Raw genomic sequence first — 24,908 nt, forward strand, 5'->3', positions numbered from 1 at the left:
ACGTTTCAAATTAATCGAAAGTGAGGCAAATCCATTGAAGTCTAGACGTTTAAAATCGATTCTGAACAATTATCAGCTTTACCTTTTTTTGCTGCCCACTCTTTTGTACTTTGCAATTTTCGCTTACTGGCCAATGTATGGGGTCATTATCGCTTTTAAAGATTTCTCTGTTACGAAGGGGATCTTGGGAAGTCCATGGGTAGGGTTTGAGCATTTTGAGCGATTCTTTACTTCCTATAACTTTAAAGAGTTGATTGCCAATACGCTCGGACTCAGCGTACTTGGGCTTATTGTAACTTTCCCGCTGCCTATTATCCTTGCCTTAATGTTGAATCAAGTGTCGAATTTCCGATTTAAGAAGTTCGTTCAGACAACGGTTTACGCTCCATTCTTTATTTCAACTGTTGTTTTGTCAGGGATGATTCTGGTGTTCCTCTCACAGACGGGGATTATCAATCAGGCCATCGTACATTTGACCGGTAATGACCCCATTTTGTTTATGACTCAACCGGAGTATTTTAAAGCCATTTACATTTTATCTGATGTCTGGCAAGGAACGGGATTCAGTGCCATTGTTTATCTAGCAGCTCTGGCAGGGGTGAATCCAGAAATTCATGAAGCAGCCATCGTGGATGGCGCTACGAAGTGGCAGCGCATCTTGAATGTCGATTTACCTTCGATTATGCCTACGGCAATTATTTTGTTGATTCTCGCAGTAGGAAATGTAATGGGTGTTGGTTTCGAGAAGGCTTATCTATTGCAGACACCGACTAATTTACCGAGCTCTGAAATCATATCGACCTATGTTTACAAGGTGGGTCTGAAGCAATCTCAGTATAGCTTCTCCGCTGCTGTAGGTTTATTTAACTCGGTTATTAATCTTGTTCTACTCTTAACCGTTAACAAAGCCGCCAAAAAAATGTCAAATACAAGTTTATTCTAGGAGGGACGAACCGTGTCCGTCGGTCAGACAAAATCATTAAGGTCTCGAAACGATCTAATATTCGACATCTTGAACTATTTCGTTTTATCGGTAATTGCGTTAATTGTGTTGTACCCTTTGTATTTCGTCTTTATCGCTTCTATAAGTAATCCCACAACGGTCCTAAATGGTGAGATGTGGATTTGGCCAAAAGGCATTACGATGGAAGGTTACTTGCGCATTTTTAAAGAGGAAAGCATCTGGAGAGGGTATGAGAATACCATTTTGTATACGAGCGTGGGGACCATTATTAATGTTACGTTCACAGTCCTTGCAGGATATGCGTTATCGCGCAGAGATTTATATGGGCGTAATACCATTATGATTTACCTGCTTATCACGATGTTCTTTTCTGGTGGGTTGATTCCCACTTATCTGGTTGTAAAGAAGTTGCACTTGATTAATACGATGTGGGCACTGATTCTACCTAAGGCAGTTTCCCTCTTTAATGTCATCATAGCACGGTCTTTTTTCCAAGATACGATTCCGAATGAACTTCTAGAGCAGGCTAAGATTGATGGGTGTTCGGATATTACGTTTTTTGCCAGAATCGTATTTCCGCTTTCTAAGGCTATTATTGCTGTGTTGGCGTTGTTCTACGCCGTCGGTTACTGGAATTCGTTCTTCGATGCGCTTATTTATCTGGGAGACGAGAAAAAGTACCCGCTGCAGCTGGTACTGCGCAACATTCTTGTCATTCAAAATGAGCTGGCAAGCCAATTTGTTACTGATGTTGAATCGGCGGAAGTCCAGCAGCGCGTAGCTAGTTTGCTAAAGTATGGCGTAATCGTTATTGCTTCACTGCCGTTGCTGGTCGTATATCCGTTTATACAGCGTTATTTTGTCAAAGGCGTTATGATCGGCAGCGTGAAAGGATAATTAAAGCAAAGCCGACATTAATGAAGATCATCATGCTAAGGAGGTGGTCAATGTAAGAATAACTTTGGTGAGCGAATTTTAAGGGCGGTTGTTCTAAAAAAGAAAAAACGGGAGGAATTGAAATGAAAAGAAGGTATGCTTCAACCTTATTTCTGTTAGTTTCTGCAAGCCTGGTATTTACAGCATGTGGCAAGTCTTCAAATGATCCGAAATCTTCTTCGTCCAAAAATGGCAATGCAACCACGGTAAACGATATCAACTTGACAGGGTATCCAATTGTGCAGGATAAAGTTTCGCTTACATTTGTATCTCCTAAAAATCCGTTAGCCCCGAGCTTCGAAGACATGACCATTTTCAAGAACCTTGAAACGCAATCGAATGTTCATATCGAATGGAATAATATTGCGAGCGACGGTTATCAAGAAAAGAAGAATCTTCTCTTGGCTACAGATGATCTTCCAGATGCTTTCTATAATGCACAATTCTCTGACTACGACTTAATTAAATATGGCAGCGAGGGAACCATTATTCCTCTGGAAAACTTGATCGACAAGTACATGCCTAACCTGAAGAAGCTGTTCGAGACTCGCCCTGATTTGAAAGCTGTGGTAACGGCGCCTGACGGGCATATTTACTCCTTGCCATATGCGGAAGAAATGAACCTGATCAGCATGCCTAATCAGATGTTCATTAATAAGAAATGGTTGGATCAGTTAGGTCTGCCGGTACCTACTACGCTGCAAGAGTATCATGATGCATTAAAAGCATTCAAAGATAACAATGTAAACGGAAAGGGAACCGTAATCCCTCTCTCTTGGTGGTTCCAAGGCTGGTGTGGGAATGAAGGAGACCTGCTGGGCATGTTTGGAGCGCCAGACGTGACAACGGACGATCACCGTATTGTAAAAGACGGAAAGGTTCAGTATTCGCTGGCTCTTCCAGAATATAAGGAAGCTATTGCTTACTACCATGAATGGTATAAAGAAGGATTAATCGATCCGGAGATCGCTAGTATGGATGCCGAGAAGTTGAAAGCCAAAGGTAAAACCGCTGATGAGACGCTTGGTTCTTTCATTTGGTGGGAAGGTCCAGAGGTTGTTGGGGAAGATCGAATGAAAGATTACGTGTTGATGCCGCCTCTTAAAAACAACGAAGGCGAAGTCGTCATTGGCAAAACGAACTATTCCGAGTATTCCCGCGATTCTTTCGTTATTACAAAAGCAAACAAGCAACCGGAAATCACCGCACGTTGGGTTGACCAGTTGTATGATCCAAAAACGGCTATCCAAGCACATTGGGGACCGATTGGAGAAGTATACAAGGAAGAGAACGGCAAACTCGTAAACCTGCCGGTTCCAGCTGGTACGACAGCTGGCGAATACCGCATTAAAGTGGCACCAGGCGGACCGACTGTGATTACGAACGATGAATTTGGCACACTCGTCGATATGGAGCCGCGCGCTAAGCAACGGCTGGACGAACTGAAACAGTATTACTTCCCATATCAAGTGAAAGAAAATTATCCTTTCGTATTCTTCTCCGCAGAAGATCTGGACAAGATCAACCAAATCGAGACACAACTCAAAGAATATACAAAACAAATGAAAGCAAAATGGCTCATGGATGGCGGCGTTGAGAAAGAATGGGATGGTTACTTGAAGAAGCTAGACCAAATCGGATTGCAAGAGCTGCTCCAAATTTATCAAAAGGGCTATGACGATTTCAAGAAAAACAATACTTAAAGCAAGCCGGATAAAATAACGCACAGAACAAACCGGAGCAATGCACTGTTGTTCCGGTTTGTTCTTCCTGCAAGAGCAAGGCTTTTGCTTTCAAATGGAAGGATGAACACGAATTGACAACTCATATCATGGATCAAAGATACCGACCGCAATTTCACTTTACACCGCAGGCAAATTGGATGAATGATCCAAACGGAATGGTTTTCTTTGAAGGAGAGTATCATCTCTTTTATCAATATCACCCGAATGGGACCACCTGGGGACCGATGCACTGGGGACACGCCATCAGTTCGGATCTTGTACATTGGGAGCACATGCCGATCGCAATGAAGCCAGATCATAACGGTTTTATCTTCTCCGGAAGCATTATTGTAGATTGGAAGGACAGCAGCGGTCTCTTCGGTGGCCAACCGGGTCTCGTTGCCCTTTTCACTCAAGCAGACCAGTATCCGGACTCTGATCGTCCAAGACAGCGGCAAAGTTTGGCGTACAGTTCGGATAAAGGAAGAAGCTGGTCGATGTACGAGAACAACCCTGTATTAGCGAACGAGGAGCATACTGACTTCCGCGATCCAAAAGTATTCTGGTATGAGCAGAAGCAGCATTGGGTAATGATCCTGGCTGCTGGCGATCGTGTTCAATTCTATACCTCTTATGACTTAAAGAGCTGGACGTTTGCAAGTGAATTTGGCTTGGAGGAAGGTTCTCATGATGGAGTCTGGGAATGCCCAGATCTGATCGAGCTGCCAATTGAGGGTTCAGATGGCCAGTGCAAGTGGGTGCTTATTCTCAGCATCGGAGATCATCCTGATTATACAGAGGGCTCCAGAACGCAGTATTTCATTGGGGAGTTCGATGGCAAAAGCTTTATAAACGACAACAATTCCGACAGTATTATATGGCTTGATCACGGCCGTGATAATTATGCCGGTGTTACATGGTCGGATGTGCAACGTCCAGATCGTGCGAAGTTGTTTATTGGATGGATGAGCAACTGGAAGTATGCCAATTTGACGCCGACACAGGAATGGCGTAGTGCCATGACGCTTCCTAGAGAACTACGTTTGCGCCGCACGCCTTATGGCATACGAGTTGTGCAGCAACCTGTTCCGGAACTCCTGTTATTGAGAGAACAGAGTCAGGGGCTGCAATGGTCGGGTATTACCATTCGTCCCGGAGATAATCTGCTGGCAGGACTCAAAGGGGAAAAATACGAGCTGATTTGCGAAATCGAAGTTGGCTCTGCGGAGGAAATCGGGTTTAATCTTCGAACCTCTGATACTGAAAAGACTGTAGTTGGCTATCGTGGAGCTGAGAAAAGACTATTTGTTAATCGCTGCGAATCAGGTGAAAATGGATTTCATCATCAATTTGCATGCAGGCATGAGGTTCAGCTCGAACCTATTGAAGGTCGTATTCATCTTCACTTATTTATCGATCATTCTTCCGTTGAGGTTTTTGCTAATGATGGGGAGATTGTCATTACGGATCAGATTTTCCCGGATCCTTCAAGCGTAGGCTTGGAGTTGTATACCTGCGGCGGTGAAGCAACCATTCATCGACTTGATTTTTATCCGCTCCAATCCATCTATGCCTGTGAGCCGGTATCTAGTTAGGAGGTGAAGTGAGATGTTGCTGGGAGCTATTGAAGGCGGAGGAACTAAATTTGTTTGTGGAATCGGTACTATGGATGGTGAAATCTTAGAACGAATATCCATTCCAACCACGACACCTGAAGTGACTTTGGATGAGGCCATGTCCTTCTTTTCTAACAAAGGAATCGAGGCATTAGGAGTCGGCACTTTCGGTCCTATCGATATAAACCCTCAAAGTCCTGCATATGGTTCGGTCACGAGCACACCGAAACCGTACTGGAGCGGATATCGCATTCTGGATCATATAAAGCAAAGAATGGATATTCCGCTTGGATTTGATACCGATGTAAACGCGGCTGCCTTAGGCGAGTCCGTATGGGGGGCGGCAGCTGGACTTCGTAACTGTTTATATATGACGGTTGGAACGGGAATTGGCGTGGGCGCGATTGTTGAAGGGAATCTGGTGCACGGCTTGATGCACCCGGAGATGGGGCATATCATCGTGAATCGTCATCCGATGGACAGTTATGCTGGAAACTGTCCCTATCATGGCGATTGTCTGGAGGGAATGGCATCCGGGCCAGCGGTAGAGAAGAGGTGGGACAGCAAAGCCATACAATTGGAAGCCTCTCATAATGCTTGGGAATTGGAGAGCTTCTATATTGGTCAGGCATTAGCAAACTACATTCTCGTTCTCTCGCCAGAGAGAATCATCTTGGGCGGCGGCATTATGAATCAAAAGCATCTGTTCCCGCTGATAAGGGAACAAGTGAAAAAGCGTTTAAACGGTTATGTTGATCATCCTGTATTTGCTTCCGATTTAGAAACCTATATTGTTCCGCCTTTTCTGGAAGGTCGTGCAGGTTTGTGCGGCGCATTGGCTTTGGCAAAGAAAGCATTAATGAAATAAGCAGCGGTTGTTCTCTCCAACTATACATTGACAAGAGTCCGTATAGATGGGGGGAATTTACCCTTCTAAAATGTAAGCGCTATATTAGGAAAAAATGGGGGGTAGACTCGTGTTAAGAAAAAAAGCTCGTTCAAGGCTAATCCATTTGTTGATGTGCTCCTTCCTTTTATCGACAGGTCTTGGAAGCGGTGTTGGCAACGTCTATGCTGAAGAAATCACACCTGCGGATACTAGCGATGCGGTATCGACTTCTTCGGTATATGCAAATACCATCGAGAATGCCGGCTTTGAAACCGGAGATATGACGGGGTGGACTATTATCGAGGGAAGCGCATTCGGGTCAGACAGCGTATCTAATGAAACTATGTATTGGGCTGAAAACATCCCTTATCAACAAGAAGGGACGTATCATTTAAATGGTTGGAAGGCCGAAGAAGCAGCAACGGGAAGGGTGAGATCTTCAACTTTCACCTTGGACGGATCTGGTTGGATTACGTTTATGCTCGGCGGAGGCAGACATACGGATCAGGAGTATATTGAGATCCATAATGCGGACACGGGCGAAGTGATTGCTCGTTACGGAAATACGGAGTGGAATGCCGACAACTTTCCTAATGTAGACCTTGGCTTGCGTTTAGCTAACCTGGTGAAGTATAAAGCCGATTTAAGCTCTTATATTGGTCAAAATCTGTATATCGATATCGTAGATAACGGAACTACCGATTGGGGACTGCTGTTTGCTGATTCCTTCAATACCTACTATGAGACAAAACCAAATGAGGGCGTTAGAGCCGATAATTGGTACGATTCCAGTGTGAAGGAAATTGAAAACCCTGGATTTGAATCCGGAGATATGAGCGGGTGGACCGTTGTTGAAGGAGAGGCTTTCGGTCCAGACAGCGTATCGAATGAAACGACCTACTGGGATGAGAAGATCCCTTATAACCAGGAAGGTCAATATCATCTGAACGGTTGGAAATATTCGGAGGATAAGACGGGGAAACTGCGATCGACGACGTTCAAACTAAGTGGAAGCGGATGGATTTCCTTTAAATTAGGCGGCGGTAAGAATACGGATTCGGTACATATCGATGTTTATGATGCCAATACCAGTGAGCTAGTAGCGCGTTATGGGAACACCGAATTTGCTGATATTAATTTCCCTAATGTTGACAAGGGTCTTCGACTGGCTAATATGGTGCAGTATAAAGCGGATTTGCGATCGTATTTAGGCGAAAATCTATATTTTGAAATGGTTGATGAGGCAACAGCGGACTGGGGAGTTATTTTTGCAGACGATTTTAAGACCTATCTTACGAATACACCGACTGAAGGCGTGTTGGCCAAAAATCTGTATACTCCTGTTCGATACGAGTTACGCAATCCTGGCTTCGAATCGGGTAGTTTGTTAGGCTGGACGGTTGTCTCTGGCGACGCATTTGGACCGAGCAGTGTCTCGAGTGATACGACCTGGTGGGCAGAAAAGATCCCATTTAACCAAGAAGGCAGCTACCATCTTGACGGTTGGATGTATGACGAGCAGAAGACAGGAGTCCTTCGTTCCTCTACATTCACTCTGGGCGGCTCAGGCTGGATGACGTTTAAGCTTGGAGGAGGCAAAAACACTGACCTTGTACATATTGACGTATACAATGCGGATACGGATGAGTTGATCGCCCGGTATGGAAATACGGAATTTAAGGATGTCAATTTCCCGGATATTGATCAAGGCATGCGGCTTGCCAACATGGTTCAATACAAAGCAGATCTGTCTAAGCACCTTGATGAGAACCTCTATCTTGAAATTGTTGATAATGCCACTTCAGATTGGGGCATGATTTTTGCCGATGCTTTCTTTACCTATCATGAATCCGTTCCGACTGAGGGCGTATTAGCGACAAACTTAAACTCATCGACACCTGATATCATTGAAAATCCAGGCTTCGAAACTGGTGACTTAAGTGGCTGGACAGTGGAAGGAGATGCATTTATAGATGCAGTGACGAATGAAGCTGGTTTTGATGATGATTTAAAGCCATTCGGTCAAGAAGGCACCTATCATGTATCTGGCTATGGCAGAGCAGACGAGCAGACCGGCACGTTAACTTCTAATCCCTTCAGGTTGGCAGGAACCGGCTTTATCCATTTTCTTTTGGGCGGCGGAGCTAATAAAAACCAACTCTACGTGGCTCTAGTACGTGCTTCCGATCATTCTGTACTGATGAAAGTGACTGGAAGTCAGTCAGAAGCGTATACCCGAGTTAATTGGGATGCAACGCCGTATCTTGGCCAGGAGCTATATATTCAAGTTGTGGATCAGGATCCGGCTGGACATATCAATGTCGATGATTTTCAGGTGAAAGGATCAGGATTAGTTGGCTACTGGTCCTTCAATGAAGGACAGGGTACAACCGCTAACGATGAGGTTCGCAAGCAGAATGACGCGGTTCATTATGTATTCAATGATGCCAAGTATAAACCGAACAGCGAACCTTTATGGAGAGACAGTATCGCCGGCAAGGGATTGCTTTTCGATGGATACTCGACTTGGATCGATAGACCTGCGAATGAAATCGCTAAACCCGCGGATGAAATCACCATAGAATCTTGGGTTGCACCAAGGTCTTATGAGTGGGGTGACCAAGGAAAACTTTCTGCGATTGTCAATCAATATGACAGTGATAACCGCACCGGTTACATTTTGGGGATGGGCCGTCATGGAGAATGGTCGTTCCAGGTAGGAATTAACGGCAAATGGGCGGAAGTATGGGCAGCAGATGATAAGCCTCTCAAAAAATCCGAGTGGTCCCACATCGCTGCTACCTACAGCCGCACTGACGGGAAGTTAAAGCTGTACTTGAATGGTGAAGTGGTGGGTACAGCGACCGCTGAGAAGAAGTTGCCCATTTCCCCGGCGAACAAAGATTTTATGATCGGTAAAAATAACTCAGGCGTTTTGATTAACGGGGTCTTCACCGCCAATATGTTTAACGGCATGATTGACGAAGTGAAAGTGTATAATCGATCTCTCTCCCAAGGAGAAATTCAAAGCGACTACCAGGCCGTAACCTCCCGTTATGAAGGAGGCATCCTCCCAAAACCTTCTTTGGATTTTGAGCGCACAGATTATGATGGGGACCGTTATCGGCCACAGTATCATTTGATCGCGCCGGGCCATTGGATGAACGAACCGCACGCTCCGCTATACTTTGATGGAAAGTATCACATCTTCTATCAGTTTAATCCGCAAGGCCCTTATTGGCACCAAATTCATTGGGGACATGCAGTGAGCGATGATATGGTGCACTGGAAAGACATGCCGGTTGCCCTAGCTCCGGACGCTAATTCAGAAACACCTGACGGGGTGTGGTCTGGCAGTGCTGTCGTCGACGACAATGGTAATCCAGCGTTATTCTTTACGGCTGGGGATGATAAAGCTACGCCCAATCAGGCGACAGGACTTGCGAGAAGCACCTTTAAGGATGACGGCGATGTCAACCTGAAGAATTGGGTTTATAACGGATCTCCGGTAACTACCCAAGCGTCTAACTTGCAAGCGGAGGAAGGCGAAGTATGGTACGGCAATTTCCGTGACCCATACGTATGGAAGGACGGCGATACCTGGTACCAATTGGTTGGATCCGGAATCAAAAACGTAGGTGGTACTGCATTACTGTATACATCAGATGACATGATTCACTGGACTTATCAACATCCGTTCTTTGTAGGTGATTATGAGAAATACCATCAAACCGGCCAAGTATGGGAGCTTCCTGTATTGCTTCCACTGGGCAAAGATAGCAATGGAACGATGAAATATGCTTTCTTCATTAATCCGTGGTTTGACCACTACGATGCGGATAATGTGAAGTACGTCTTTCATTGGATTGGTACTTGGGATAAAGTGACTAACAAATTCATTCCCGACCACGAGGAGCCTCGCTTATTCGATTTTGGTGAACATTTTACAGGACCGAGCGGTATGGTGGATGGACAAGGACGTTCGATATTATTCAGCATCACGCAGGACCGTCGTACAGAACAGCAGCATTATGATGCTGGTTGGGCGCATAATGGCGGATTGCCGCTTGTGTTATCCTTGCGCAGCGACGATACGCTTGGCGTAGAGCCGATTCCCGAATTGCAATCGCTGCGAGGTCAAAAGTTGGCAGATCTTTCTCAGACTACGGTCGGAGCGGCTAATGCTAAGCTCAATAAGGTGCAAGGAGATATGCTAGAGGTTGTACTGGAAGCTAAGATGAATAACGCGAAAAAGCTGGGTCTGTCACTGCGGAAGACCGCTGATGGCAGTGAGGAGACCAAGCTCTTCTACGATGCAGAAAAACAACTTCTAAGCTTGGATAGATGGAAATCTTCTCTGGATCCTGACATGCAGAAAGGCATACAATCTGGAAAAATGGAACTCGATGGGGATCTATTGAAGCTGCATGTCTATCTTGATCGTTCGATGCTTGAGGCCTATGCCAACGGTAAGAATAGCATCACCTCCCGGATTTATCCAACACGCGGTGATGCGATCGGTCTTGCATTATGGAGCGAAGGCGGGGCAGTCTCCATTCAGAAATTACAGGTTTGGGAAATGAACTCCGCTTATGGCAGCTCGGTGCCAGCTGGTTGGCCGGCTCCTCAAGCTCAAACCGCGGCAGTTGGCGAGCTGCCAAATGCCGATTTCGAAAAGGGTGATTTGTCCGGTTGGACGGTAGAGGGCCAATCATTTTCGAATCAGAATGTCGTAAAGGTTAACGATTGGGGATGGGGCGGACCATTTAATCAGGCCTCAGTTGCAAAAGACCCTGATCGCTATCATTTGTGGGGATTTACGCCAGAACTCGGAGATTCAGCAACAGGAGCACTTAAATCTCAAACGTTTAAATTAGGAGGAGACGGCAAAATCAGCTTCCTGGTTGGCGGTGGAGCGGATATCGATAAGCTTTATGTTGCACTTGTTCGAGCATCCGATAATCATATTCTGATGAAAGCAACCGGAAACAACAACGAAGCCTACAGTCGAGTTTCTTGGGACGCCTCTGCATATAAAGGAGAGCGCCTGTATATTCAGGTCGTTGATCAAGGGACAGGCGGCTTTGGACATATCAATTTCGACAATCTGAGTGTTCCAGTAGCGTTAAATGCTAATAACAATCCAGGTGCTGGAGAGATAAGTAATCCGAAACCGAGTGTTATTACGCTCCCAAAAGCCAATCTTGATGGTAAAATCTCTGTCAAAATTGACAATGATGCGAAGCAAGTGCTTCTTCCTGCAAATGCAACAATCGACAAGAAGAACGTAATCGAGCTGTCAAATGATAATGTAACCATCCTTATTCCAGGCAGTGTGTTACTCAAACTGCAAAGTCTCTTATCGGAAGATCAACTGAAGGATGCGATGATTTCCCTAAAAATGGAGCCTGTATCCGTTGCAGATCGCACAGAGCTGTTGAAAAAAGCGGAAGCCAAAGTAAATGCGAATCTGACTGTTGCAGGGCGTATGTTCGAATTTTCGCTTTCGATCATAAACAAGGATGGAATGGAGAAAAAATTATCTCAATTTGACGAAAGCATTTCGATTGGACTCCAAGTATTAGATCAATCCATGAAAGAACTGAACGGCATTTATTATATGGCGAGTGACGGTTCCTTGGCGTATGTTGGCGGGAAGATAGTCGATGACAAACTGTTTGCGCAAATTAGTCACTTTAGCACATACGCAGTTCTTAGCTATGATAAATCCTTCACAGATGTGAGTGATTCGTTCTGGGCAGCGGGAGTGATTAAGGAAATGGCCGCCAAACACATTATTGAAGGGATTAATCCAACTCAGTTTGCACCGAATAAGGCTGTGACGCGAGCGGAATTCACAACGTTGATCGTGCGCTCCCTTGGTCTTAGAGCACAAGGAGTGACGACCTTCAAAGATGTGGCGCTAAAGAGCTGGTATAGCAGTGAAGTGGCGGCAGCTACGGAGGCGGGGATAGTGACCGGGCTTTCTGAGACTGTATTCGCACCGGATGCAGCCATTTCTCGGGAAGAAATGGCCGTTATGCTCGTACGTGCTTATGAGTACCTTAAAGGCACGAAGGCAGCTCCTGTTTATGTAAAAGGCTTTGCTGATGAAGGAACCGTTAACAGCTGGGCACAGGATGCGGTAAGAAAGGCGCAAGCGTTGGAACTTATAAAAGGACGTGGCAACAATCTATTCGTGCCAAAAGATAGGGTGACCCGGGCGGAGAGTGCGCAGGTTATTGCTAACTTGAACTTCTATGTACATTAAAGTCGTAGATGAACGTTCAGATGCATGGGGCTTATCAATTTGGGTGACTTCCTCGTTCCCGTTCAAAGCAACACGACGGATACGCAATCACCGACCGCACCGGTTAATTTGCAATCGCCGTCCAAGACATCGAATTCGTGACACTGAGTTGGGGGGGCTTCTACCGACAATGTCGGAATTACAGGGTATACCATTGTCCGAAACGGGACCCAACTAGGTACCAGTACAACTACCGGTTACACGGATACTGGATTAACGGCAAACACAGCTTATGTCTATACGGTAAAAGCGTCTGAAGAAGCCGGGAACCAATCGGCCGTAAGTAACAGCTTGTCGGTAACGACTAATGCTACTTCGAGCGCAGGATTACCTAAAAAATAAAATATGTATCTTATTTCTTAAAGGTTGTTCTGATACTCAGAGCAGCCTTTTTTAATTTGTAGGAATAGACATAGCAACTGCAGCCAAAAAATATCATTATGTTAGGTTTACGAAATGGAGATATCATATTATGCTTAATGGGATTCCAAGTTTATTGAAATAGGAAATATTATATTTATTGTCATTTTGTTAGCTGTGAGGGAGATAATGACATGAGGGAATACGATTACGAATATGCGGACTTTATCTACTACACGCCGGGCGAGCTGGACAAGGCAGGCCGGCTGTGGCCTGTAAGGGCGGGAAGATGTCTGGCTAAGCCCCATTATAAGGTTGGACCAAAACGGATCGAGTGCTACAGCATACATTTCGTGCGGGAAGGAAGACTGCGTCTCGAATATGAGGGCAGGCAGGTGGAGCTTGCAAAGGGAGACCTCTTCGTCCTATTCCCGGACCGAACGTATTATTACGACATGCTCCCGGCTGAAAGGCTGCTCGAGATGCACTGGCTGGCTATCGACGGAGATAGAGTAGAAGTGCTGCTTCAACTAGCTGGGCTTACGGAGCCAGAACCATTTCGTAGAGGTAACATCTCTTCCCGGATTGAAGTTGCTGTAGACCGGGCTATCGATGCACTGGAGCGGGTTCAGCGCTGGCGGCCGGCGGCAGCCTTGGAGCTGCAAGGACATCTGTACGGTCTGCTCTCGTCCCTGATGCTGGAAGAGGTCGGGCAGGGACAGGAGCTTGCGAGCTGGATCCACGAATGCGCGGAGTATATGGAGCTCCATGCAACTGAAGGTATTACCGTCCAGCAGGTGGCTGAATTTGCGGGCGTACATCGTTCTTATTTTACTCAAGTATTTACGGAAGAGATGGGGATGCCCCCGATGAAATATATGCAGAAGGTTCGGATGGAGAAGGCTAGACGCCTCTTAATCGATACCAATGCTTCGGTGACGGAGATCGGGCTGTCGCTTGGTTATCCGAATCTGTATACCTTCACAAGGGCCTTCAAAATGTACTTTAAGGAATCTCCGCTGGCGTTAAGAAAGGCAGAGGCTTAGCCGATTCCGTCCTGTTATTCATGTAAGCGATTGCATTTTATCTCCGCAAAGGAGTTGTCCGAAATGAAGCTATCCACCCTTAGGCGATGGGTATCGCCAAGCCTAAGCATTCAAGGCAAAATTTTTCTGGCGTTCAGCCTTGTCGCTCTTCTCTCTATCGTCTCTATCTCCGTCATTGTCTACCTCAACATGCGGGAAACGATCAAGTCCAACGCCGTAACCTCGGTGTCGGACAGTATACGCCAAGCCGACGAGTCGCTCAACATTATGCTAGAGGAGATTGACCGGCTCAATACGGTTGTCGTCACGAACAAAAACACCGTGATTGATACGGTACTTAGCCCATCGGAGGAGATTAGCTACGAATGGTTTCAGGAGCAGAAGCGAATCGAGGAATTTCTGTCATCCCTGGTTGCAAATAAGCCGTATATTGCGAGGATTGCCGTTGTTGGTTTAAACGGAAAGGTGTTTTTCACTGGAGGACCTTGGCTGGATAAAAGCATTCTCGAAACTCCGATGATGGATTACATGCTGCGCAACGGCTCGCGTCACGCCTATTTGAAGCAGTCGGGCGTCACGGAGACGATTACGGTAGGCCGCGAAATCCGGTACGACCGCCAGACGATTGGCGTGGTTATGGTCGATCTAAACTACGATTTTATCCGCAAGACATACGGCGTGAGGCCAACCGCAGACAGTATGCTGTATGTGCTTGATCAGCAGAATGAATTTGTGTATCGGTCGGACCACACGCCAAGTTTTGCGCCCTCCGATCAGAAAATCGTAGACATGAAGCATAAATTTGCGAAGCTTGGCAAGATTGAAGGCGACGTGAAGGAGAAGGTCATCAACGGCAGGTCCTATATCGTGGTAAGCCGGCAATCGGACCATACGGGCTGGACGACGCTGGCGCTAATTCCGACGGATTCGCTGTTTAGCGAATCGGCTCGACTGCTGAAATTGATTATCGAAGCTTCGGCGATCGTCCTGCTGGTTGTCCTCATTGGCTCGCTGCAGGTGTCGTCACGCATCACGATTAATATTCGGCGTTTGAAGTCCATGATGATGCTGGTGAAGGACGGCAATTTGACGTTCCCGAAGAAGGAGATAAGAACGAAGGACGAGGTGGGACAGCTGTATCACGTGTTTATTGGTATGGTGGAGGAGCTGAAGCGGTCATTCGAAGGGATACGCATCAGTGAACAGGAGAAACGGGAGGCCGAGCTGACCGCCCTCCAGGCACAAATACGCCCCCATTTTTTATACAACTCTCTTAATACGATCAAATATTTGGCCAAGCTGAACGGAACTCCCAACATAGAAGAGGTATCCGGCTCATTAATCGATTTGATGAGGGGCGTGCTGGGTAATTCCAACGAGTATTTGACGGTAAGGGAAGAGCTGGATTACGTGCGAAGCTATATCTCTATTATCAAATACAAATACATGGAGCCAATCATCGTTCACGAAGAGATTGAAGATCCGTCGTTATTAGATAGCCGTGTGCTGAAGCTTACGCTGCAGCCGATTGTGGAAAACGCGGTTCTGCACGGAATCGGTTCGAGGGACCAGGGAGGCTTTGTCACGATACGAGTATACGAGGACAATCGCGATCTGATGATCGAGGTGACGGACAACGGCAAAGGAATGACGCCGGAGCAGATGGAGCAATTGCTGGGCGGACCGGCGGGTACAAAGCCGACCTCTTCCCGGTTCAGCGGAATGGGCGTGCGCAATGTGCACGAGAGAATCGTTCGTTCGTTTGAAGCTCCATACGGTATCAGGCTGTATAGCGAGCCTGGCTTGTATACGAAAGTCGAAATTCGTTTTCCCAATTTGCGGGGCCAGATGGGCGCCGGACAAGAGGTGAGCTAATGATGTATCGCGTGTTATTGGTAGACGACGAGCCGCTCGTTCGCAACGATCTGCGGTCTTTATTGGATTTTCGCACACATGGCTTCGAGATCTGCGGTGAGGCCCAAAACGCGGAGATGGCATTGGCCATGATTGGGGAACAGCGTCCCGACGTGGCTATCCTTGACGTCAACATGCCGGGAATGAATGGCGTGGATTTGAACAGATTGATCAAGCAGCGTTATCCCGCCGTCCAGACGATTATGCTCAGCAGCTATGATGATTACGACTACGTCCGGGACTGTCTGAAGAACGGCTCGGTCGATTATTTGCTGAAGCATCGGCTGGACAAGGAGACACTGCTTGCGATGCTTGAAAAAGCAGTTCAGGCTGGAAAATCATCCGAAGCCGCGGGTGAGGCCGACGAATCGTCCCTCTTCCGTTCCGAGTTGGTCCGGAGCCAAATCGCTGACCTAGCAAGAGGCAATGCGGAAGCCGTAAGGGAGCTGGAAGGAAGCATAAGGCGATACGGCATGTACCCGCAGGCGGATTTGTATGCGGCAGCGGTTCTGCAGATCGTTCCTTTCCTGCTGCTGACGGAATCGAATACCGACGTGCAAACGAACAGACTGGTTCAGCAGGTTGTTGAGCTTATGCAGCAAAGCTTGGGAGACGCACGCGAGCGTACGGCCGCTTATGTGGAGGATGGGCGAATCGCCGTCGTGTTCGCCATTCGGGAGCGAAGCGAGCATGCAGCCGCTAGCGAAGCGGCCAGAAGCATGAGCAAGCTCTGCCACGCGCTCGAGATGTACTTGAATTTAAAAGCGATCTATGCCGTTGGGCATGTATGCAACAGCCTGTCGCAGCTTGGAGCAAGCTACAGCTCCGCGGAGCGGGCGCTTGACCCAAACGCTCAGGCCGCTCATCCGAATCCAGAGCAACGCGGAAAAGGCATGCGTGAGAGCCGCGTCGCGCTTACGATCGAAGAGCAGAAGCAGCTGCTTCTTGCTATCGAGAGGCTGGACGGGCAAGGCGCGCAGCGTCTGATTGCTTCGGTATTCGAACCGCTTCGCGGGCTTCCTTTGCATTCGCACGCGGTGCAGATGACGGTCAGCGAGCTGCTTCATATCGGCGATAAGGCGTTGAAAAAAGGGAACCGTTCCCCGCTTGGGACAACGAAGGATGTGGACCGCCTGCCATTACGCGGCGAGCTTAACCGCCTTGGAAGCGTCAGCGAGCTGGAGAAGTGGCTTCAGTCGTTCTATGGCGTCTTGCTGGTCTTGCTTAAGGAGCATCACGCGACGGGCAGTTATTCCCGCCATGTATCGCAGGCAGTCGGCTTTATTCTGGAGCGGTATTCAGGTGTCTTGACGCTGGAGCTAGCCGCAGGCTTCATCGGCTTAAACGCGTCATACCTGAGCCGGATCTTCAAGGAGGAGACGCAGTCGACGTTCTCCGAATACGTGAACCGGGTACGGGTCGACGCTGCGCGCAGGCTGCTGGAAAGTGGTCAATATACCATCAAGCAGGTCAGCGACCAGGTGGGCTTTTCCACGCACAACTATTTCTTCAAGGTGTTCAAGGAAGTGACGGGCATGACGCCTCAGGCGTATTGGAACAGTCTCGGAGACGGTAAGGCAGCAGCAAAGGAAGTCGTAAAATATGTGGAGTAAATAGTCATATAAGTGTAGCTCGGAGTGACTGGCTGTATTTTATAATCGAGTAACACCGGTGGTAAACGCTTACAAGATCCGGTGAATTGAAAGTTGGAGGGTATATACACATGCGAAAAACATGGGGGAGATATGCTTTCGCCACGATGCTTGTTAGCGGATTAATCGTATCCGGCTGCAGCAACGGCGGCAACGGCAACAGCAATGATAAAGGCAGCAATACGGGGGGGGCCAAATCATCGGGTTCTGCCGAAAATACGGTAAAAACGGAAGGGTTTCCGATCGTCGATACACCAATCAAGCTGAAGATGTTCACCCGCGTCGCGCCCGTAAACGGTCCGTTCAAGGACATGCCTGTCTTCCAGGATTACGAGAAGATGAGCAACATCAAGGTCGATTTTATTGAGGCGCCGACCGATGGCTTTGCGGAGAAGAAAAACCTCTTGTTCGCATCCAATGAGCTTCCCGATGCTTTGTACCGTTCGGGTCTGACGCAGCTGGAGACGGTCCGCTACGGATCTTCGGGACAACTGATCCCGCTGGAAAAATTAATCGATCAATACGCGCCTAACCTGAAGAGCCTAATGGAGCAATATCCGGAGATACGCGCAGGCATCACGACACCGGAGGGACATATTTATGCGATCCCGGGCATTGTCACGCTAGGCTCCGCACGGACCGACAAGAGATGGATCAACAAGGCATGGCTGGATAAGCTGGGCCTGAAGGTGCCTGAGACGACCGACGAATTGTATGAAGTGCTGAAGGCTTTCCGTGATGGCGACCCTAACGGCAACGGGAAAGCGGATGAAATTCCGATGACCGCTCGTATCGGCTTGCCAATCGTCTATCAAATGGCGGGAGCATTTGGACTTGATTCCCAGCTTGGCTACAACATTAATGTCGAGAACGACAAGGTGCATATCTGGAGTGGCGATGAGCAGTACAAAGAGCTGCTCATGTATTTGAACAAACTCTACAAGGAAAAGCTGATCGACCAGGAGATTTTCTCCCACACGGAAGCGCAATACCTTGCCAAGCAAGGAACAGGCAATACGGGCTACTTCTTCGATCAGACGAACAATAACTTCCTGACCATTCAGGATCAGTATGTAGGCATAGCCCCGCAGGCAGGTCCTAATGGCGACCGCCTGCATAGCCAGATTGCTCCGGTGCCACGCGACTACGGTGCATTCGCCATCACGTCCGTCAACAAATATCCGGAAGCGACCATGCGCTGGATCGACTACTTCTACAGCGATGAAGGCTCAACTCTGCTGCGTTTCGGCCGGGAAGGCGAGCACTATGATCTGAAAGACGGCATCCCGTACTACAAAGAGGAGCTTCTGTCCGTAGCGGGCGCCCAAGCGAAAATTACACCGTACGCCGGCGGCGGCGCGCCTCATATTATCAGTGATAAAGTAGCTTCGTTCATCAACCCGCCTCAAGTACAAGAGGCTTACGAGCAGCTCGAGCCGTATTTGCCGAAAATCCGCTATGCGCCGCCTTTATTTGACGAAGAAACTGCCCAGAAGGTTAACGTGCTGCGCAATGACATCGACAAATATTTCGAAGAGCAAAGCACGAAGTTTATCGTTGGGGCGCTCAGCTTCGACAAGTGGGACGAATTCCAGTCCACGCTGAAGAAAATGAACATTGCCGATCTTGAGAAGCTTTACCAGGATGCTTATGACAAAATGGCCAAATAAATGTGATGCCGCGAAGAGAGGGAGGGGTTGCTCATGGACAGCATGATAGAGAACGCGGGGGCCGCCCCCGTTCCCGGCCGCAAGAAGCGGAGCGACGGGCTGCTGAAAAGAATGGCGAAGCGGTATGATTTATATCTCATGCTGCTGCCGCCGCTTGCCTTCTATTTAATCTTCCATTACGGGCCGCTGTACGGTCTGCAGATCGCTTTTAAAAACTTCAATCCGGCCAAAGGCATTATCGGCAGCCCATGGGAAGGCTTTGGTCATTTCGAACGGTTTTTTAACTCGTATTACTTCTGGCGGCTGCTGTGGAATACCGTATCCATCAACTTGTTCTCGCTCCTGATCGCATTCCCGGTTCCAATTCTGCTGGCGCTGCTCGTGAACGAAATCAAGAGCCGGGCTTACAGTAAATGGCTGCAAAACATTACGTACATTCCGCATTTTATCTCGGTCGTGGTTATCGTCGGCATTCTAAACGTGTTTCTGTCGCCGAAGACGGGACCAATTAATCAACTAATCGAGGCGTTTGGCGGCACGCCAATTAATTTCCTGCAGGAAGCCGCCTGGTTCAAACCGATCTTCATCGGCTCGAACATCTGGCAGAGCATGGGATGGCAGTCCATTATCTATATCGCAGCGCTCAGTGGGGTTAATCCCCAGCTGTACGAAGCGGCCAAGATGGACGGGGCTTCGCGGCTCCGCCGCATCTGGCACGTATCGCTGCCTGGCATTATGCCAGTCATTGTTATCTTGCTCATTCTCGATATCGGCCACTTTATGAACATCGGCTTCGAGAAAATTTTGCTCATGCAGAACAACCTGAATCTGGAATCCAGCGACGTCATCTCCACGTTCGTCTATACGACGGGAATCTTGAAGGGCGAGTACAGCTACACGGCGGCCATCGGCCTGTTCAACTCAGTGATCAATCTCATGCTGCTGCTGCTCGTAAACCGTTTTGCCCGCAAGACGTCGGAGACGAGCTTATGGTAAGGAGGTAATCGCTTATGGAAAAGAGCATTAGACCGTCGAATGAACGTTTGTTCGACGCAATTGTATATATCATAGCCGCCATTATTATGGTCATCGTTTTGTATCCGCTGCTGTTCATTGTCAGTGCATCGATCAGCGACCCGGCCAAAGTATTAAACGGCGATGTATGGCTGCTGCCGCAAGGAATCAACGCCGATGCCTATGTCAATATTCTACAGAACGACAAGATCTGGACCGGCTACGGCAACTCGATTTTGTACACCGTCATCGGAACTGTCATCAACATCATCATGACGATCCTCGCGGCGTATCCGCTGTCGAGGCCCGACCTGCCCTTGCGCAACGGAATCATGGTCATGATTACGATGACGATGTTTTTCAGCGGAGGTCTTATCCCGAGTTATTTGCTGGTCAAAGACCTCGGCATGATCGACACGATGTGGGCGCTGATCGTACCTGGCGCTATCGCGACGTACAATCTTATTGTTATGCGGACGTATTTTCAGAACAGTATCCCTTGGGAGCTGCAGGAGGCGGCCCATATGGACGGCTGCTCCAACTGGAGACTGCTCGTTAGCATCATCCTGCCGCTCTCAAAACCAATTCTGGCCGTTATGGTGCTGTTCTACGCAGTTGGCCACTGGAACTCGTTCTTCAATGCGCTTATCTATATCCGCGATGAAGGCAAATATCCGCTTCAGCTTGTGCTTCGCGAAATATTGCTGATCAGTCAATCCGCCCAAACGGACGGCGGAAGCGTTGGCCTGGAGAAGCAGATTCTGCTGTCCGAAAGCATTAAATTCGCGGTTATCATCGTGTCCAGCCTGCCCGTGCTGATCATGTATCCCCTTGTGCAGCGGCATTTCGTCAAAGGCGTCATGATTGGTTCCGTTAAAGGATAAGGCGACTATACCTAACGATTCATTGGAGGTTCATTTTGACTAATAACGCTAATATTACTGTCGATTGTGCCGGAGCAAGCCGGCATGTGGTCAACCCGTATTTGTTCGGACATTTCGTCGAGGACATCCGGGACCATATGGAAGCTATGCTTGCCTTCCCGCTCAAGGATATGGATTTCGAGAGCGAGTCCGAAACCAAGAAGGAAATATCAGGGAGCTGGTACGCATATACGAACGGCCGCAATACCAAATACGCGCTGGAGGCGCCTGCACCAAAGCATTCGGGGCGAGCACAGCGCATCCGCTTGTTGAGCGACGATGAGGCATTTGCCGGAATCGCGCAGAAGGCTGCTCTCAAAGGTCCGGTCGAATATAAGGTGAAGGTGGTTGCACGTGCGTCCATTGAGCTGAAGCGGCTGGTGGTGGAAGCGGTGGATCGGCATACGGAGGAAACGCTTGGTTCATTGGTAATCGAGCTTGCTGGCCATAACTGGCGGGAATATGAAGCGGACTTGTCCGTCTCCCGCGCCTGCGCCGACGCCGAGCTTCGCGTCTACATTCCGGAGGATCATCCGCGCTGGACGGATCACGTGTCGACCGGCATGCTATGGATCGATCATGTTTCCCTGCTGGCGGCCGACAGCGTTGCCTTGGTGAAGCGCGAGGTCGTCGAAATGACGAGGGAGCTGAACGCCGGCATGATGAGGCTGGCGGGCAATTACATCAGCGCCTACCATTGGGAGCATGGCGTTGGTCCCGTGCTGGAGAGGCCGGTCATGTACAACGAGGCATGGGGCGGCTGGACGAGTAAATATTTTGGCACGGACGAATTTATCGCCTTCTGCCGGGAGCTGCGGGTGGAACCCCTCATTTGTGTGAACGACGGATCCGGAACGCCCGAAGAGGCAGCGGCATGGATCGAGTATTGCAATGGCGCCGCGGACACTCCGATGGGTGCCTTGCGCGCCGCGAACGGATATCCCGAGCCGTATGGCGTGAAATATTGGGAGATTGGCAACGAGGTATGGGGAGGGTGGCAGGTAGGAACCTGCTCTGCTGGGGAATTCGCGGCGCGTACGGTATCGTTTGCCGAAGCGATGAAAGCAACGGACCCGACCATCGTGCTGTTGGCCTGCGGCCATTACGACCAGGCATGGAACAAGCCGGTGCTGGAGCAGGCCGGTGAGCTAATTGATTATTTGACGCTGCATATCTATCACGGCTACGGACCTTTCGGTATGAACCGGAACACGCCTGCCGAGGACCGGTATAAGGCGATTGCGGCCTATCCCGAGTTTACGCGGCATTACTTGCAGGAGACTACGGAGAGCATCAAGGCTAACCCGAAGCATGCTCATGTGAAAATCGCCATTACAGAATACAACACGATGTATTACCCGAATACCATTCGCAAGGGGCTGCCGAACGAGCATACGCTTGGAGCGGCGGTTGCCAATGCTGCCAATCTTAACGAAATGCTTCGTTCAAGCGACATGGTGCATATCGGCAGCTTCTCCGACTTGGTCAACGGCTGGCTTGGCGGCTGCATCCGGGTAGGCGATTATTATGCCGACCAATATTGCGGCAAGCAGTCCGGCTGGAGCAATCGGCCTCTCGACGTATACGGGACACCTACCTATGAGGTCATGAAGCTATATGCGAACCAGGATCTGCAGCATATGCTTCCTGTGCAAGCGGACTGTTCTACGTTTACCGTGCCGGCACTTAAGGAGACGTCGGTCAACCTGAACGGGCTGCCGGAGCTGGACATCGCGGCGGGCATTAACGGAGCAGGCAATACCGTTACGGTATTCATCGTGAACCGCGGGCTGAATGAAGTAAATGCCGTGCTGGATCTGGCTGCTTTCGACACGGCTGGAGAGACGGTGCTGTACGAAATAACCGGCGAAGGCTACGACGAGATCAACAGTGTCTCGGAGCCGGAGAACATGATGTGCAAGAGCCGGGCCATTCCGACGGTCGAATGGCAGCGCGGCGTTCCGCTTCGCCCGTCTTCCATCTATGCAGCGGTATTCCAGGGCAAGGTATAGGAGGCACAGCATGGCGACGAAATCATATAGCAAGGACTATCCCAGACCTCAACTTGTACGCGGCGATTGGCATAATCTGAACGGCGAATGGGACTTCCGCTTTGACGACGCAAACGCCGGCGAGCGCGAGAAGTGGCAGGAGGCGTTCGAGGCCACTCACCGAATTACCGTACCGTTCACCTACGAAACAAAAGCCAGCGGTATTGGCGAGGAAAGCTTTCATCCTTGTGTGTGGTACAGCAGAGTGATATCCATTCCGGCGGAAGCAGCGGGCAAGCAGGCTATCCTGCATTTTCAGGCCGTGGACTACGAAGCCAAAGTATGGATTAATGGCGAGCTGGCAGGGGGTCATCAAGGGGGCTATGCGGCTTTCTCCATCGACATGACGCCGTATCTCAAGTTCGGAGCTGATAACCGGATAACGGTTAAGGTGACGGACAGCAATAGCTGCTACCAACCAAGAGGCAAGCAGCGCTGGGTGCCGGATAACTTCGAATGCTTCTACGTCCAGACGACGGGCATCTGGCAGACGGTATGGATGGAATATGTAGAAGGGCAGAGGCTGGAATCGGTCAAAATAACGCCGGATCTCGACCGCCATATTGTTCGTTTCGATTACGAGGTGAACGGTGTCGAGGCTGGTAGCGATCTGCTGCTCGAAGCTATCGTGACATTCAAGGGCCAGCCCGTGAAGCGGGTTGTGCTGGGGATTGACCGTCCGTGCCTCTCGGTTGAGGTTGATCTTCACCACGAGGCGAACGGACCGTGGAAGCGGGCGTATTGGACCCCGGCCCGTCCGAATCTGTACGACGTGGAGTTCATCCTGACCTCGGGCGGACGTGTCGTCGACCGGACGCTCTCTTATTTTGGCATGCGGAAAATATCTATCCAGAACGGAAAGGTGCTGCTCAACAACGCGCCAATCTATCAACGGCTTATTTTGGACCAAGGCTACTGGACAGACAGCCATCTGACGCCTCCGAGTGAAGAAGCGTTGACCCAAGATATCGACCTGATCCTGGCAATGGGCTACAACGGCGTGCGTAAGCATATGAAGATCGAGGATGCCCGTTTCCTATACTGGTGCGACGTGAAGGGACTGCTCGTCTGGTCGGAAATGGCGGCGACCTTTGAATTCCATGACCGCGCAGTTGAGGCTTTCACAAGGGAATGGCTGGAGATTATCAAGCAGCAGCATAATCATCCGAGCATCATTACGTGGGTACCGTTCAACGAATCGTGGGGCATTGGCAACATCCTTCGAGACAAACGGCAGCAGAAGTTCACGGAGGGCATCTACCATCTCACGAAGTCGTTCGATCCGCATCGCCCCGTTATCGTGAACGACGGCTGGGAGCACACCGTATCGGATATCGTGACACTGCATGATTATGTCCAGACAGGAGACGGTTTCTTGAAGCGTTATCTCGATAACAAGGATGCTATCATGTCGGGAGAAACGACCTGCAACCATTGGAAATATGCCTTTGCCGAAGGCTACAGCTACCGTGGACAACCGATTATCATCAGCGAGTTTGGGGRCATTGCGTTCCAGTCAGACAAGGGCTGGGGCTACGGGGAGCAGGTGGCCTCAGTGGAAGCATTTACGGAGCGCTTCAAGGGAATTACGCAGGCGATCAAGTCTGTCGATTATATTTGCGGCTATTGCTATACGCAGGTGACTGACGTGCAGCAGGAGATTAATGGTCTGCTCACGGAGGACCGCAAGCCGAAAATTCCGCTGGAGGAAATTCGGGCTATTAACTTGGGGTGATCGCCTATGCCTCTGAAATACGAGGCATCAAGAAACCCCTTGATATATGGGTAACTAACCAAGATAAGGTGAGAGACAGTAGGGGCATTTCAAAGTCATCATAG

General features: G+C 49.0%; 14 protein-coding genes. All 14 read left to right on the forward strand.

Features of this window, described 5'->3' with window-relative positions; all coding sequences use genetic code 11:
• Positions 1–34 precede the first annotated feature (34 nt).
• The 14 genes from AB4Y93_RS15385 to AB4Y93_RS15450 all read left to right on the forward strand — a co-directional run bounded on the left by AB4Y93_RS15385 (position 35) and on the right by AB4Y93_RS15450 (position 24,804).
• Positions 35–943 (forward strand): ABC transporter permease, encoded by a 909-nt coding sequence (locus tag AB4Y93_RS15385; RefSeq protein WP_441893383.1) that lies wholly within the window; start codon positions 35–37, stop codon positions 941–943.
• Between the two features lie 12 nt (positions 944–955).
• Complete coding sequence (locus AB4Y93_RS15390; protein WP_441893385.1) at positions 956–1,861, forward strand: carbohydrate ABC transporter permease; 906 nt, start codon at positions 956–958, stop codon at positions 1,859–1,861.
• A 122-nt stretch (positions 1,862–1,983) separates the two neighbouring features.
• Positions 1,984–3,603, forward strand: coding sequence for an ABC transporter substrate-binding protein (locus tag AB4Y93_RS15395; protein ID WP_441893387.1), 1,620 nt, complete (start codon positions 1,984–1,986; stop codon positions 3,601–3,603).
• A 113-nt stretch (positions 3,604–3,716) separates the two neighbouring features.
• On the forward strand, positions 3,717–5,219 hold the full coding sequence (locus AB4Y93_RS15400; protein ID WP_441893389.1) for a glycoside hydrolase family 32 protein: 1,503 nt from the start codon (positions 3,717–3,719) through the stop codon (positions 5,217–5,219).
• 13 nt (positions 5,220–5,232) lie between these two features.
• Positions 5,233–6,108: an ROK family protein gene (locus tag AB4Y93_RS15405; protein WP_441893391.1), complete on the forward strand. Its 876-nt coding sequence runs from the start codon at positions 5,233–5,235 to the stop codon at positions 6,106–6,108.
• Between the two features lie 151 nt (positions 6,109–6,259).
• Positions 6,260–12,400 carry a GH32 C-terminal domain-containing protein gene (locus AB4Y93_RS15410; protein ID WP_441893925.1) on the forward strand — a complete coding sequence of 2,047 codons (6,141 nt, stop codon included), beginning with the start codon at positions 6,260–6,262 and terminating at the stop codon, positions 12,398–12,400.
• A 593-nt stretch (positions 12,401–12,993) separates the two neighbouring features.
• Positions 12,994–13,845, forward strand: coding sequence for an AraC family transcriptional regulator (locus tag AB4Y93_RS15415; protein ID WP_441893393.1), 852 nt, complete (start codon positions 12,994–12,996; stop codon positions 13,843–13,845).
• A gap of 63 nt (positions 13,846–13,908) precedes the next feature.
• On the forward strand, positions 13,909–15,720 hold the full coding sequence (locus AB4Y93_RS15420) for a cache domain-containing sensor histidine kinase (protein ID WP_441893395.1): 1,812 nt from the start codon (positions 13,909–13,911) through the stop codon (positions 15,718–15,720).
• A gap of 2 nt (positions 15,721–15,722) precedes the next feature.
• Positions 15,723–17,372, forward strand: a complete 1,650-nt coding sequence (locus AB4Y93_RS15425; RefSeq protein WP_441893927.1) for a response regulator — start codon at positions 15,723–15,725, stop codon at positions 17,370–17,372.
• A gap of 110 nt (positions 17,373–17,482) precedes the next feature.
• Positions 17,483–19,081: an extracellular solute-binding protein gene (locus AB4Y93_RS15430; protein ID WP_441893397.1), complete on the forward strand. Its 1,599-nt coding sequence runs from the start codon at positions 17,483–17,485 to the stop codon at positions 19,079–19,081.
• Positions 19,082–19,114: 33 nt separating this feature from the next.
• Positions 19,115–20,077, forward strand: a complete 963-nt coding sequence (locus AB4Y93_RS15435) for an ABC transporter permease (RefSeq protein WP_441893399.1) — start codon at positions 19,115–19,117, stop codon at positions 20,075–20,077.
• 14 nt (positions 20,078–20,091) lie between these two features.
• A complete protein-coding gene (locus tag AB4Y93_RS15440) occupies positions 20,092–20,979 on the forward strand; it encodes a carbohydrate ABC transporter permease (RefSeq protein ID WP_441893401.1) in 888 nt (295 codons plus the stop codon).
• A gap of 35 nt (positions 20,980–21,014) precedes the next feature.
• Positions 21,015–23,030 carry an alpha-L-arabinofuranosidase C-terminal domain-containing protein gene (locus AB4Y93_RS15445; RefSeq protein ID WP_441893403.1) on the forward strand — a complete coding sequence of 672 codons (2,016 nt, stop codon included), beginning with the start codon at positions 21,015–21,017 and terminating at the stop codon, positions 23,028–23,030.
• Positions 23,031–23,040: 10 nt separating this feature from the next.
• Entirely contained in the window at positions 23,041–24,804 is a 1,764-nt protein-coding gene (locus AB4Y93_RS15450) for a glycoside hydrolase family 2 protein (protein ID WP_441893405.1), read from the forward strand.
• Positions 24,805–24,908 lie beyond the last annotated feature (104 nt).

The sequence above is a fragment of the Paenibacillus sp. YAF4_2 genome (assembly GCF_052113225.1).
Lineage (GTDB): Bacteria > Bacillota > Bacilli > Paenibacillales > Paenibacillaceae > Pristimantibacillus.